The 12,090-nt window shown below is 63.8% G+C and carries 16 protein-coding genes; 6 read left to right on the top strand and 10 right to left on the bottom strand.

Going from position 1 to position 12,090, the window contains the following annotated elements; genetic code table 11:
• Window positions 1–15: 15 nt before the first annotated feature.
• The 9 genes from AC3WLP_RS16035 to nrdR all read right to left on the bottom strand — a co-directional run bounded on the left by AC3WLP_RS16035 (window position 16) and on the right by nrdR (window position 6,743).
• On the bottom strand, window positions 16–759 hold the full coding sequence (locus AC3WLP_RS16035; RefSeq protein ID WP_011953349.1) for a substrate-binding periplasmic protein: 744 nt from the start codon (window positions 757–759) through the stop codon (window positions 16–18).
• Window positions 760–775: 16 nt separating this feature from the next.
• On the bottom strand, window positions 776–1,279 hold the full coding sequence (locus tag AC3WLP_RS16030) for a phosphatidylglycerophosphatase A family protein (protein WP_003255391.1): 504 nt from the start codon (window positions 1,277–1,279) through the stop codon (window positions 776–778).
• Window positions 1,276–2,244 carry a thiamine-phosphate kinase gene (thiL, locus tag AC3WLP_RS16025; RefSeq protein WP_011953348.1) on the bottom strand — a complete coding sequence of 323 codons (969 nt, stop codon included), beginning with the start codon at window positions 2,242–2,244 and terminating at the stop codon, window positions 1,276–1,278. Before thiL ends, AC3WLP_RS16030 begins: the two co-directional genes overlap by 4 nt.
• Before the next feature lie 18 nt (window positions 2,245–2,262).
• Complete coding sequence (gene nusB, locus AC3WLP_RS16020) at window positions 2,263–2,763, bottom strand: transcription antitermination factor NusB (protein ID WP_003255393.1); 501 nt, start codon at window positions 2,761–2,763, stop codon at window positions 2,263–2,265.
• Window positions 2,760–3,236, bottom strand: a complete 477-nt coding sequence (gene ribH / locus AC3WLP_RS16015) for a 6,7-dimethyl-8-ribityllumazine synthase (protein ID WP_003255395.1) — start codon at window positions 3,234–3,236, stop codon at window positions 2,760–2,762. The genes nusB and ribH overlap by 4 nt, the downstream gene beginning before the upstream one ends.
• Before the next feature lie 91 nt (window positions 3,237–3,327).
• Window positions 3,328–4,419, bottom strand: a complete 1,092-nt coding sequence (gene ribBA, locus AC3WLP_RS16010; RefSeq protein WP_003255398.1) for a bifunctional 3,4-dihydroxy-2-butanone-4-phosphate synthase/GTP cyclohydrolase II — start codon at window positions 4,417–4,419, stop codon at window positions 3,328–3,330.
• A gap of 18 nt (window positions 4,420–4,437) precedes the next feature.
• The gene (locus AC3WLP_RS16005; protein WP_003255399.1) at window positions 4,438–5,103 is read right to left on the bottom strand and encodes a riboflavin synthase; all 666 of its coding nucleotides are present in this window, start codon (window positions 5,101–5,103) and stop codon (window positions 4,438–4,440) included.
• A 42-nt stretch (window positions 5,104–5,145) separates the two neighbouring features.
• Entirely contained in the window at window positions 5,146–6,276 is a 1,131-nt protein-coding gene (gene ribD, locus AC3WLP_RS16000; protein WP_088513618.1) for a bifunctional diaminohydroxyphosphoribosylaminopyrimidine deaminase/5-amino-6-(5-phosphoribosylamino)uracil reductase RibD, read from the bottom strand.
• 2 nt (window positions 6,277–6,278) lie between these two features.
• Window positions 6,279–6,743, bottom strand: coding sequence for a transcriptional regulator NrdR (gene nrdR, locus AC3WLP_RS15995; RefSeq protein ID WP_003255402.1), 465 nt, complete (start codon window positions 6,741–6,743; stop codon window positions 6,279–6,281).
• A gap of 106 nt (window positions 6,744–6,849) precedes the next feature.
• On the opposite strand from nrdR, the gene AC3WLP_RS15990 reads away from it, so the two are divergent.
• Genes AC3WLP_RS15990 through trxA form a run of 3 tightly spaced genes read left to right on the top strand, consistent with a single transcriptional unit; the run spans window position 6,850 to window position 8,860 of the window.
• Complete coding sequence (locus AC3WLP_RS15990; protein ID WP_003255404.1) at window positions 6,850–7,296, top strand: YbaY family lipoprotein; 447 nt, start codon at window positions 6,850–6,852, stop codon at window positions 7,294–7,296.
• A 3-nt stretch (window positions 7,297–7,299) separates the two neighbouring features.
• A complete protein-coding gene (locus tag AC3WLP_RS15985; RefSeq protein WP_088513617.1) occupies window positions 7,300–7,956 on the top strand; it encodes a class I SAM-dependent methyltransferase in 657 nt (218 codons plus the stop codon).
• 31 nt (window positions 7,957–7,987) lie between these two features.
• The gene (gene trxA, locus AC3WLP_RS15980; protein ID WP_003255406.1) at window positions 7,988–8,860 is read left to right on the top strand and encodes a thioredoxin; all 873 of its coding nucleotides are present in this window, start codon (window positions 7,988–7,990) and stop codon (window positions 8,858–8,860) included.
• Window positions 8,861–9,008: 148 nt separating this feature from the next.
• On the opposite strand, the gene AC3WLP_RS15975 is transcribed toward trxA, so the two are convergent.
• Window positions 9,009–9,353: a hypothetical protein gene (locus AC3WLP_RS15975; RefSeq protein ID WP_003255407.1), complete on the bottom strand. Its 345-nt coding sequence runs from the start codon at window positions 9,351–9,353 to the stop codon at window positions 9,009–9,011.
• A gap of 130 nt (window positions 9,354–9,483) precedes the next feature.
• Between AC3WLP_RS15975 and AC3WLP_RS15970 the strand changes: the two genes are divergently transcribed.
• From AC3WLP_RS15970 to AC3WLP_RS15960, 3 genes are read left to right on the top strand one after another with little or no spacing between them, the layout of a single operon-like run.
• Window positions 9,484–10,059, top strand: coding sequence for a DUF2796 domain-containing protein (locus AC3WLP_RS15970; RefSeq protein WP_014755171.1), 576 nt, complete (start codon window positions 9,484–9,486; stop codon window positions 10,057–10,059).
• Window positions 10,060–10,770: an ABC transporter ATP-binding protein gene (locus AC3WLP_RS15965; RefSeq protein WP_011953342.1), complete on the top strand. Its 711-nt coding sequence runs from the start codon at window positions 10,060–10,062 to the stop codon at window positions 10,768–10,770.
• Window positions 10,770–12,035 (top strand): ABC transporter permease, encoded by a 1,266-nt coding sequence (locus AC3WLP_RS15960; protein WP_011953341.1) that lies wholly within the window; start codon window positions 10,770–10,772, stop codon window positions 12,033–12,035. The genes AC3WLP_RS15965 and AC3WLP_RS15960 overlap by 1 nt, the downstream gene beginning before the upstream one ends.
• The last annotated feature ends 55 nt before the right edge of the window (window positions 12,036–12,090 follow it).

Here is a 12,090-nt window from a genome sequence, read left to right as displayed (position 1 = left end):
TTGGTGTATTCAGTCTCAGTGCGGGTGACTACCCGCGTTGAACGGATAGGGCTGTTTCCAGTGCTCGAAAATCGGTTTCAGTTCGCCGCTACGCACCAGCTCCTTCATGCGCTTGTCGAACAGGTCGCAGAGGGCCTTGGCCTGGTCGTTACGGGCAAAAGCCAGGTACAACGGCAACTCGGCCACGTGGGTACGGCGGAAGCGCTCAGGCTGGGAGGCTTGCCCTAGCACGTAGTCGACCTCGGTCAGTGCGTCGATGTAGTAGTCCACCCGGTCATGCTCGAGCATCGGCAAAATGCCCTCGCGACGCTGGATTTCGCGGAATTCACGCACATTAGGCAAGTAGCTGCCGTAATCATAACCACGCACCCAAGCCAACCGGTACTTGCCGATGGTATCCAGGGTAGGCGCAGGTTTGCTGGCCAGCCCCAGGGCATAGATGTGGTCCATGTCGAAGTGCCAGCGCGGGTACAGGTTGTCGTCGTTCTCTTCCTTGTACGAGCCAACCCAGGCATCAGCCTCGCCGCGCTTGACCAGGCCAACCGCCCGGCTGTAGGGCGCGCTCTGGGTAACCACTTCGACGCCGGCCGGCTCGAACACTTTGCGCAGCACATCCCAGGCCACCCCGGTACCGTCGGCATTGGTGTAGTCGAGCCACTCCTCGCTAACCAGATGGATCTGTTTCGGGATGCCCTCGGCAGCTGTTACCCACGGGGCAATACTCAGCAGCATTGCCAGCAGTACAGTCCTTACGGCCATTCACGCACTCCCTGTTTCAGGCAACCGCCCACACCAGAACCTGCATGCCCAGCCAGGCAAACACGCCGGCCAGGATATCGTCGAGCATGATGCCGACGCCCCCGTGCACATGGCGATCGATCCAGCGGATCGGCCACGGCTTGAGGATGTCGAAGAAGCGGAACATCAGGAACCCTGCCAACAGCCACTGCCAGCCCTCCGGCACCAGCCAGAGGGTGATCCACATGCCGACAATCTCGTCCCAGACAATGCCTTCATGGTCGTGTACACGCAAGTCATTGGCAACTTTGCCGCACAACCAGAAGCCAAACAGCATGCTCACGCCGAGCAACAGCCAGTATCCCCAGTCGGGCAACATCTGCCAAAGCGGGATGAACGGTATGGCCACCAGCGAGCCCCAGGTACCTGGCGCCTTGGGCAAGGTGCCAGAACCGAAGCCAAAAGCGATGAAGTGCCACGGGTTGCGCCAGACCGAAGGCGGAACGAACTCCGCAGGCACCTGGTTGGGGTGATCGGTCACGGTCTCTCCCTAAAGTGTTGATAGCCCCGCTGGACGGGGGTTATGTCCTGGCCCTGCGCGTCGCGCAAGGTCACGCCTTGCCCTTCGAGCACACGACCGACGGTATGCACTTCGATAAAATCGAAGGCTGCCAAGGGCGCCAGCGCCTCGGGTGGCAAGGTGAAGGCCAGTACGTAATCGTCGCCACCGGTAAGCGCCGCCTGCACGGCTGCTTCACGGCCGAGGAAGGCCTCCAGAGCAGGAGACACTGGCACTTGCGCCAGGTTCACCTCCAACGCGACACCGGATGCCTTGGCAATATGCCCACAGTCGGCGAGCAGCCCGTCGGAGATGTCCAGCGCCGCCGTGGCCCGGCCACGCAGCAGGGCACCGAGGGTGAGCTGCGGCATCGGTGACCAGTAATGGGCCAGCAGCGGCTCGGCCTGCGCGGCAGGCGCCTCGCGCTCGCCCAGCACCAAGGGCAAGGCACCGGCGGCCTTGCCCAGCGAACCGCCGACACACAACAGGTCACCCGGCCTTGCACCGCTGCGGCGCAAGGCCTGGCCAGCCGGCACGCGGCCGAACACGGTGACGGTGATACTCAAGGGGCCGCGCGTCGTGTCACCACCGATCAGGCTCATGCGGCAACGGTGGGCCATGCGACCAAGGCCGTCGGCATAGGCCGCCAACCAGTCAGGGCCAACGTCAGGGAGGGTCAGTGCGAGGGTAAAGCCGATTGCAGTCGCGCCCATGGCTGCCAAGTCACTGGCCGCCACAGCCAACGATCGCTGGCCAAGCAGCAACGGATCGCAAACAGCAGGAAAGTGCACCCCGGCGACCAGGGTGTCGGTCGACACCGCCAGTTGCTCACCGGGGGGAAGGTCCAGCAGGGCACAGTCGTCGCCGATACCCAGCGCCACGCCCTCGCCACCCTGCGCACAGGGCGCAGCGGCGAAGTAATGGTTGATCAGCTCGAACTCACCCATGACCAGGCAGCGCCAGGATCAGCGCTTGTTCGCCTTGACTTCTGCTTCACGCAGCGCCGGGGCTAGCTTGTCGAGCACGCCGTTGACGAACTTGTGGCCGTCAGTGGCACCGAAGACCTTGGCCAGCTCCACGCCTTCGTTGATCACGACGCGGTACGGCACGTCGACGCGTTTGATCAGTTCCCAGGTGGACAGACGCAGCACGGCCAGCTCGACCGGGTCGAGCTCTTCCAGTGCGATGGTCATGCAAGGCACCAGCGCTTTGTCGATTTCGCCCTTGATTGCCGGGACCCCATGCAGGATCTCGCGGAAATAGGCACCGTCGACATCGGTGAAATCGTTATCCACCCGGAACTGCGCTTCGATCTCGTTCAGCGAATGCTGGGCCATATGCCACTGGTAGAGGGCCTGGGTCGCGAGCTTGCGGGCTTCGCGGCGCTTGGCGCTCTTCGAGGGCTTGCCGGCATCCGCAGGTTTTGGATCGCGCGGGTTGAAACGATCGCTTTCGTCGCTAATCACTTGGCCTCCAACTGCGCCAGCAGGCTGACCATTTCCAGTGCGGACAGGGCAGCTTCAGCACCTTTGTTGCCGGCTTTGGTGCCAGAACGCTCGATGGCTTGCTCGATGGAGTCGACGGTCAGTACGCCGAAGGCCACCGGAACACCGAACTCCATGGACACCTGGGCCAGGCCCTTGGTGCACTCGCCCGCCACGTATTCGAAGTGCGGGGTACCGCCACGGATCACGGCGCCCAGGGCGATGATCGCGTCGTAGGCGCCTTGCTGGGCGACCTTCTGTGCCACCAGCGGGATCTCGAATGCACCCGGGGCACGGATGATGGTGATGTCGCTTTCGCTGACACCGTGGCGTACCAGGGCATCAACGGCACCGCTTACCAGGCTTTCGACAACGAAGCTGTTGAAGCGGCCAACCACCAAAGCATAGCGACCTTTGGGGGCGATGAAGGTACCTTCGATGGTCTTCAGGGTCATTCCGATATTCTCATCTTCAAGAGCGAGGCCGCATACAAGCGGCCTCGACAGGGGTCTGGACTCGAGCAGAGGGCGTCAATGCCGCCTCAAGTCACTCGGAGGGCACGTATTCTACAACTTCCAGATCGAATCCGGATATCGCGTTGAACTTCATCGGCGAACTCATCAGGCGCATCTTGCGCACACCGAGGTCGCGCAGGATCTGCGAACCGGCCCCCACGGTGCTGTAGGTAGTCGGTGCCTTGGCCGGTGCATCGCCCGCGCTTTCGCGGATGTGCGCCAGCAGCACGTCGCCGTCCAGCGGGTGCCCCAGCAGCAGCACCACGCCACTGCCGGCTTCGGCCACTGCGGCCATGGCCGCGCGCAGGCTCCAGCGGCCTGGCTGCTTGACCAGCAGCAGGTCACGCAGTGGGTCCATATTGTGTACCCGTACCAAGGTCGGCTCTTCGGCGCAGATCTTGCCCAGGGTCAAGGCCATGTGCACGTCGCCTTCGACCGCGTCACGGTAGGTGACCAGGTTGAACTCACCCAGCTCGCTCTCCACCGATTGCTCGGAAACACGCTGCACGGTGCGCTCGTGGATCATGCGGTAGTGGATCAGGTCGGCAATGGTGCCGATCTTCAGGCCGTGCTCGGCGGCGAACACTTCCAGTTCGGCGCGGCGCGACATGGTGCCGTCGTCGTTCATCACTTCGCAGATCACGCCGCTTGGCTCGAAACCGGCCATGCGCGCCAGGTCACAGGCGGCTTCGGTGTGGCCGGCACGCGCCAGCGTACCGCCTGGCTGGGCCATCAGCGGGAAGATGTGACCAGGGCTGACGATGTCTTCGGCCTTGGCGTCCTTGGCAGCGGCAGCCTGCACAGTGCGGGCGCGGTCGGCGGCGGAAATACCGGTGGTGACGCCCTCGGCGGCCTCGATCGACACAGTGAACTTGGTGCCGAAGCCCGAGCCGTTGCGCGGCGCCATCAACGGCAGCTTCAGCGTTTCACAACGCTCGCGGGTCATCGGCATGCAGATCAGGCCACGGGCATGCTTGGCCATGAAGTTGATGTGCTCAGGCTGGCAGCATTCGGCCGCCATGATGATGTCGCCTTCGTTCTCGCGGTCTTCGTCATCCATCAGGATGACCATTTTGCCCTGGCGGATGTCTTCGACCAGTTCTTCGATGCTGTTGAGCGCCACGCGGCACCCCCTTCTCAATCAGGATTTCAAGAAGCCATTGGCGGCCAGGAAGCTTTCGGTAATGCCACTGCCCTTGCTCGGTTCGGCGGCCTTGTCACCCAGCAGCAAGCGCTCCAGGTAACGGGCCAGCAGGTCGACCTCAAGGTTTACCCGACGCCCTGCACGGTAATCGGCCATGATGGTTTCGGACAGAGTGTGCGGGACAATGGTCAGCTCGAACTCGGCGCCATTGACCTCATTGACCGTCAGGCTGGTGCCGTCGACGGTGATCGAACCCTTGTGGGCGATGTACTTGGCCAGTTCCTTCGGTGCACGCACACGGAACTGGATGGCGCGGGCGTTATCGCTGCGCGAAATGATTTCGCCAACCCCGTCGACGTGGCCGCTGACCAGGTGCCCGCCCAGGCGGGTGGTGGGGGTCAGGGCTTTTTCCAGGTTGACCTTGCTGCCGCTCTTGAGGTCGATGAAGGCGGTGCGCTTGAGGGTTTCGACGCTGACATCGGCCCAGAAGCCGTCGCCCGGCAGTTCTACGGCCGTGAGGCATACACCGTTGACGGCGATGCTGTCGCCGAGCTTGACGTCCCCCAGGTCGAGCTTGCCGGTTTCTACGTAGACGCGCACGTCACCACCCTTGGGAGTCAGGCTGCGGATGGTGCCGATGGATTCGATGATGCCGGTGAACATGGGGTCTTCCTCAAAAACGGTTTGCGCGGGGCAAGCCCGGCATTATACGCCGGGCGCTGGCAGGGGGATGGCCGTGACCCGCCAGTCATCGCCCACTGCGCGCATTTCGGTAATTTTCAGCCGTGGTGCTTCGCTCATCTTGTCCATCGGCCAGTCCAGCAGCGGCCGGGCCTGAGAGCCGAGGAAGGTGCCAGCGACGAACAGCTGGTACTCGTCGACCAGGCCTTGCCGTGCAAAGGCACCGACCAGGCCGGCACCGGCTTCCAGCAGGACTTCGTTGACGCCGCGGGCGGCCAGGGCATGAAGCAGCGCCCCCAGGTCGACCTGGCCATTGTCGCCCGGCAAGCTGAGCAATTCGTGGCCGGCAGCGGCATAGCGCGGGTCATCTGCGACAGCAGTCACCACCAGCGCTGGGCCCGCCTGGAAGAACGGCGCCGCCAGTGGCAGGCGCAGGCGGCCATCGACCAGCACCCGCAAGGGTGTGCGGCTGAGTGCCAGGGCGGCTGTTTCGGCATCCAGGCCCAGCTCGGCGCCACGCACGGTCATGCGTGCGTTGTCTGCCAGCACGCTGGCGGCGCTGGTCAGCACCACGCTGGAGCGGGCGCGCAAGCGCTGAACGGCTGAGCGCGCGGCCGGGCCGGTGATCCACTGGCTTTCACCACTGGCCATGGCAGTGCGGCCATCCAGGCTCATGGCCAGTTTGGCGCGAACGAACGGCAGGCCGTGCTCCATACGCTTGAGGAAGCCTGGGTTGAGGGCGCGGGCCTCGGCTTCGAGCACCCCGCTGGCCACTTCGATTCCAGCTTCGGCCAGGCGCCGCAGGCCCTGCCCCGCCACTTGTGGGTTAGGGTCCTGCATGGCGGCTACGACACGGGCCACGCCGGCCTTGACCAGTGCCTCGGCACACGGTGGCGTACGGCCATGATGGCTGCATGGTTCCAGGGTGACGTAGGCACAAGCACCGCGGGCAAGTTCACCGGCCTGACGCAGGGCATGCACTTCGGCATGGGGCTCGCCGGCGCGCACGTGCCAGCCTTCACCGACCACTTCGCCATCGCGCACGATCACGCAGCCTACGCGCGGGTTCGGGTGGGTGGTGTACAGGCCTTTACGCGCCAGCTCCAGCGCGCGGGCCATGTAGTGGGCGTCGAGAATGGCAGCTTGGCTGGGCATGTTCACTCTTTAGCTGGCTCACGGGCCAGGCGGTCGATTTCTTCGCGGAACTCGTCGAGGTCCTGGAAGCGCCGGTACACCGAAGCAAAGCGGATATAGGCCACTTCATCGAGTTTGCGCAACTCGGCCATGACCATTTCACCGACCACCAACGATTTGACTTCGCGCTCGCCTGTGGCACGCAGCCGGCTCTTGATGTGCGCCAGCGCAGCTTCCAGGCGCTCGACGCTGACCGGACGCTTTTCCAGGGCCCGTTGCATACCAGCGCGCAGTTTTTCTTCGTCGAAGGGCTGACGCGTGCCGTCCTGCTTGATCAGCCGGGGCAGCACCAGCTCGGCGGTTTCGAAGGTGGTGAAGCGCTCGCCGCAGGCCACGCATTCACGGCGGCGGCGCACCTGCTCGCCCTCGGCGACGAGGCGAGAGTCGATGACCTTGGTGTCGTTGGCACCGCAAAAGGGACAGTGCATGGTGGCAGGCAACAAAAAAAGGGAGGGCCATGGTAGCGCATTGCACTGGCAAGACAAGCCAAAGGGGTTAACATCCATGGGAAATATGCCCGTGAAGGACTCCCCCATGCACTACCGAGCGCTCGTCGTGCTGTGCTGCGCCGCTCTGCTTGCCGCCTGCGGCAGCGACAGGCCAAAGACCGACAACCCAGTGCCCGCGCCAGCCCCTTCGGCCAAGGCCGAAGTACTGGGCCCGCTGCCGGCCTACCAGCGCGAGCTGAGCGGCACCTTGCTGGAAATTCCGGCGGGTGCCGAGGTGGAACTGGCCTTGCTGGTGATCGACGAACGCGACCGCCCGCAGCGCCTGCTGGCCAGCAGTAATCTGACCGGTACCGGCCAGGCACTGCCCTACCACCTGCGCTTCAACCCCGAAGCCTTCCCGCCCGGTGCCCGGGTCGAACTGCGTGGCCGCGCCAGCAACTCCGGCCAGCTGATCATGCACCTGCCCCCGGTGCGCATTACCCAAGCACAAACCCAGGCCACCGGCCCGCTGCGTTTCGAGAAGGCGCCTTAAGTGATGCCGCTGGCTCTGCAACGGGCCCTCAGCGGCCTGATCGGCGAAGCACGCCTGATCGTCAGCGAACTGCCCGACTGTGACCTGAAGCTATGGCTGATCGACGACCAGAACATGGATCGCGCCTTCAGCAGCGAAGAAACCCGGCGCATTCTTGAAGAACCTCCCTATTGGAGCTTCTGCTGGGCCAGCGGGCTGGCAATGGCCCGCTACCTGGCCGAACGCCCGGAGTGGGTGGCGGGCAAGCGCGTGCTGGACTTTGGTGCCGGCTCTGGTATCGCCGGCATTGCTGCTGCACGCGCCGGAGCACGGGAAGTGGTCGCCTGCGACCTCGACCCGCTGGCCCTCGATGCCTGCCGTGCGAATGCAGCACTGAACGGGGTGACATTACGCTACAGCAGCGATTTTTTTGCCGAGGAAGACCGCTTCGACCTGATCCTGGTTGCCGATGTGCTGTACGACCGCGCCAACCTGCCGCTGCTGGATGCCTTCCTGAGCCGCGGCCGGGAGGCCTTGGTGGCCGACTCGCGGGTACGTGACTTTCACCACCCGTTGTACCAGCAATTGGGCGTGCTCGAAGCACTGACCCTGCCGGACCTGGCCGAGCCACACGAATTCCGCCGGGTCAGCCTGTACCACGCCAGCCGCGACACCTTATAGTGGTGCCATACACGAGTTTGCGAGAGTCGCGATGACCCAAGACACGCCTTACATTTTCGACGCCACCGATACCAACTTCCAGCAACTGGTGATCGAGAACTCCTTCCACAAGCCAGTGCTGGTGGACTTCTGGGCCGAGTGGTGCGCGCCGTGCAAGGCGCTGATGCCATTGCTGGCAAAGATTGCCGAGGGTTACCAGGGCGAACTGCTGCTGGCCAAGATCAACTGCGACGTGGAGCAACAGGTGGTTGCCCAGTTCGGCATCCGTAGCCTGCCGACAGTGGTGCTGTTCAAGGACGGTCAGCCGGTGGACGGTTTTGCCGGGGCGCAACCGGAGTCGGCGATCCGCGCCATGCTCGAGCCGCATGTACAACTGCCAGCCGCGCCCACCGCCTCGCCACTGGAGCAGGCAAAGGCGCTGTTTGCCGAAAGCCGTTTTGCCGAAACCGAAGCGCTGTTGCAGGCGCTGCTGGGTGAGGACAACAGCAATGTCGAGGCGCTGATCCTGTATGCCCGCTGCCTGGCCGAGCGTGGCGAGCTGGGCGAAGCGCAAGTGGTGCTGGATGCGGTCAAGACTGACGAACACAAAGCTGCACTGGCCGGTGCCAAGGCCCAGCTGACCTTCCTGCGCCAGGCTGCCAGCCTGCCGGAAGTGGCAGACCTTAAAAGCCGTCTGGCGCAGAACCCGCAAGACGACGAGGCGGCTTATCAGCTGAGCATTCAGCAACTGGCGCGCCAGCAGTATGAGGCGGCGCTGGAGGGGCTGCTGAAGCTGTTCCAGCGTAACCGTGGCTACGAGAACGGGCTGCCGCAGAAGGCGCTGTTGCAGGTGTTCGAATTGCTGGGTGGCGATCACCCGCTGGTTGGTGTTTATCGTCGCAAGCTGTCGGCGGCGATGTTCTGAGTGACCTTGAAGCCTGCGCTGGACCTGTGAGAGCGGGCATGCCCGCGAGGAACCAGCGCAGTGAAGGCACCGGCTCTGCCGGTGTTCGCGGGTAAACCCGCTCCTACAGGCGAGCGCGCAGGCTTGGCTCCAACAGCGAAAACAGCACTCACCCCACCCAGTGATACATCGGCGCATCCACGCCACTTTCTACCTTTACCTCACTGCTGTGCCGCAAGCGCACCAGCAACCGTTTACCCGCCGCCGTACTCCCCGCCAACCCTTCCAGCCGGTCCAGCAATTCCGGCCCGCTCATCTGTCCTGCCAGACGCAACACATCACGCGCCGCAGCCCACTGACCGTCATCTTGGCGCGGTGCGACCACCGCAGCTGTCGCGGCCGCCTGGGCTACCATCGGCACCTCGGTCTGCCGCCCCAGTTGCGCCCACTCTTCAGGCGTCAGCTCGATGGTCAGGTCCACCGGCCAATCACCAATCTGTCCACGAATTCTCATGATGCATTCCTTGAGCCCAAATCAATGCAGCCATGCTACCGCAACATGAAACATGCGCCACACAGGCTGGCGGCACGCCGAGAAGTTGTTATAACATAACTCGATCTTTCAGCCCGCTCCGGAGTCGTCCATGCGTCGCCTGCTGCTCGCCCTGCCCTTCGCTTTGCTGCCACTGGCCGTGGCCCATGCTCACGATGACCATGATCATGACCATGCCCACGGCTCCCTCGGCGCCCACGAGCATGGCGTAGCCAAGCTAAACGCAGTGCTCGATGGCAATACCTTGGAACTGGAACTGGACAGCCCGGCAATGAACCTGGTCGGCTTCGAGCATGCCGCCAGCAGCGATGCCGACAAGGCCAAAGTCGCCGCCGTGCGCCAGCAACTTGAACAACCACTAAAGCTGTTCGGCCTTTCCGCCGCCGCAGGCTGCAAGGAAGACCAGCAGGCACTGGAAAGCCCTCTCTTCGGTGACGCCTCCAAGGCCGACGACGAGGGTGACGAGCACGAGCACGGCCATCAGCACAGCGACATCGGCGCCCATTATCAGCTGACTTGCGCCAACCCCGACAAACTGACAGAGCTGGACCTGGCGCCGCTGTTCAAGGCCTTCCCCGCCACCCAGAAAATCAACGTGCAACTGATCGGCCCCAATGGCCAGAAAGGCGTGGAAACCACGCCGGCCAAGGCAACGGTCGCCTTCTGAATGAACCAGCCGTTGATCGATCTGCATGACCTGATGTTCGCCTGGCCAGGTCACCCGCCGCTGCTGGATATTCCGTCATTACGCCTGGACGCTGGTGAAGCGCTGTTTCTCAAGGGCCCCAGCGGCAGTGGCAAGACGACCTTGCTGGGCCTGCTGGGCGGGGTGAACGTGCCGGTCCAGGGCCGCATCCAGTTGCTCGGTCAGGACCTTGGCAGCCTGAGCCAGGGCGCCCGCGACCGCTTTCGGGTCGATCACACCGGGTATATCTTCCAGCAGTTCAACCTGCTGCCGTTCCTCTCGGTACGTGAAAACGTCGAGCTGCCCTGCCGCTTCTCGCGCAGCCGCAAGGCCCGCGCCGAGCAGCGCCATGGCAGTGTTGACCAGGCGGCCAGCACGCTGCTGACCCACCTGGGCCTGGGTGACCCTGCCATGCTCGCCCGCCGCGCCGACAGCCTGTCGATCGGCCAGCAGCAACGGGTCGCCGCCGCCCGCGCACTGATCGGCCAGCCTGAGCTGGTGATTGCCGACGAACCGACCTCGGCACTGGATGCAGACACCCGTGAAGCGTTCATCCGCCTGCTGTTCGATGAGTGCCGTGCCGCCGGTGCCAGCTTGTTGTTCGTCAGCCACGACCAGAGCCTGGCACCGCTGTTCGACCGCCACCTGTCGCTTGCCGAACTGAACCGCGCTGCCAAGCCCCAGGAGGCCTGATGTACCTGCTCCGCCTTGCCTTGGCCAGCCTGGCCAACCGCCGCTTCACGGCGTTTCTGACCGCCTTTGCCATTGCCCTGTCGGTGTGCCTGCTGCTGGCTGTTGAGCGGGTCCGTACCGAAGCCCGTGCCAGCTTCGCCAGCACCATCAGCGGCACCGACCTGATTGTCGGTGCACGCTCCGGCTCGGTGAACCTGCTGCTGTACTCGGTGTTCCGCATTGGCAACGCGACCAACAACATCCGCTGGGACAGCTTCCAGCACTATGCACAGGACCCACGGGTGAAGTGGGCAATCCCGATCTCGCTGGGCGACTCGCACCGCGGTTACAGAGTGATGGGTACCACCACGGATTACTTCAGCCATTACCAGTACGGCCGCCGCCAGCACCTGGAACTGAGCCAGGGGCGTACGTTCGCCAACGACCCGTTCGAAGTGGTGCTCGGCGCCGAAGTGGCCGAGGCATTGCACTACAAGCTGGGTGACAAGCTGGTGCTGGCCCACGGTGTGGCCGCAATCAGCCTGGTCAAGCACGACGACAAGCCGTTTACCGTGGTCGGCGTACTCAAGCGCACCGGCACACCCGTCGACCGCACCCTGCATATCAGCCTGGGCGGCATGGAAGCGATCCATATCGACTGGCACAACGGCGTACCCGCTCGTGGCGCCGGCCGCATCAGCGCCGAGCAGGCCCGTACCATGGACCTGCAACCTGCCGCCATCACTGCGTTCATGCTTGGCCTTAACAGCAAGATCGCAACCTTCAGTTTGCAGCGAGAGATCAACGAGTACCGCAGCGAGCCGTTGCTGGCGATCCTGCCAGGGGTTGCCCTGCAGGAGCTGTGGAGCCTGATGGGCACTGCAGAACAGGCATTGTTCGTGGTGTCACTGTTCGTGGTGCTGACCGGTTTGATCGGCATGCTCACGGCGATTCTCACCAGCCTCAACGAACGCCGCCGAGAGATGGCGATCTTGCGTTCGGTCGGGGCCCGGCCTTGGCATATTGCGGGGTTGCTGGTACTGGAAGCCCTGTCACTGGCCTCGGTCGGGATCGTGGCCGGGCTTGGCTTGCTATATGCGGGTATCGCCCTGGCGCAGGGGTATGTGCAGGCCAACTATGGTTTGTACTTGCCACTGGCTATGCCGAGTACCCATGAATGGACCTTGCTGGCTATCATCCTGGGGGCCGCGTTGCTGATGGGCAGCGTGCCGGCGTGGCGGGCTTACCGGCAATCGCTGGCCGACGGCCTGTCCATACACCTCTGAGTGCGCGTAATGATCAAACACCTCACCGCCTGCTTCGCGGGCACGCCCGCTCCCA

The sequence above is a fragment of the Pseudomonas sp. FW305-E2 genome (assembly GCF_058782925.1).
The sequence above is the reverse complement of the archived record's forward strand: the minus strand, read 5'-3'. Positions and strand labels throughout refer to the sequence as shown.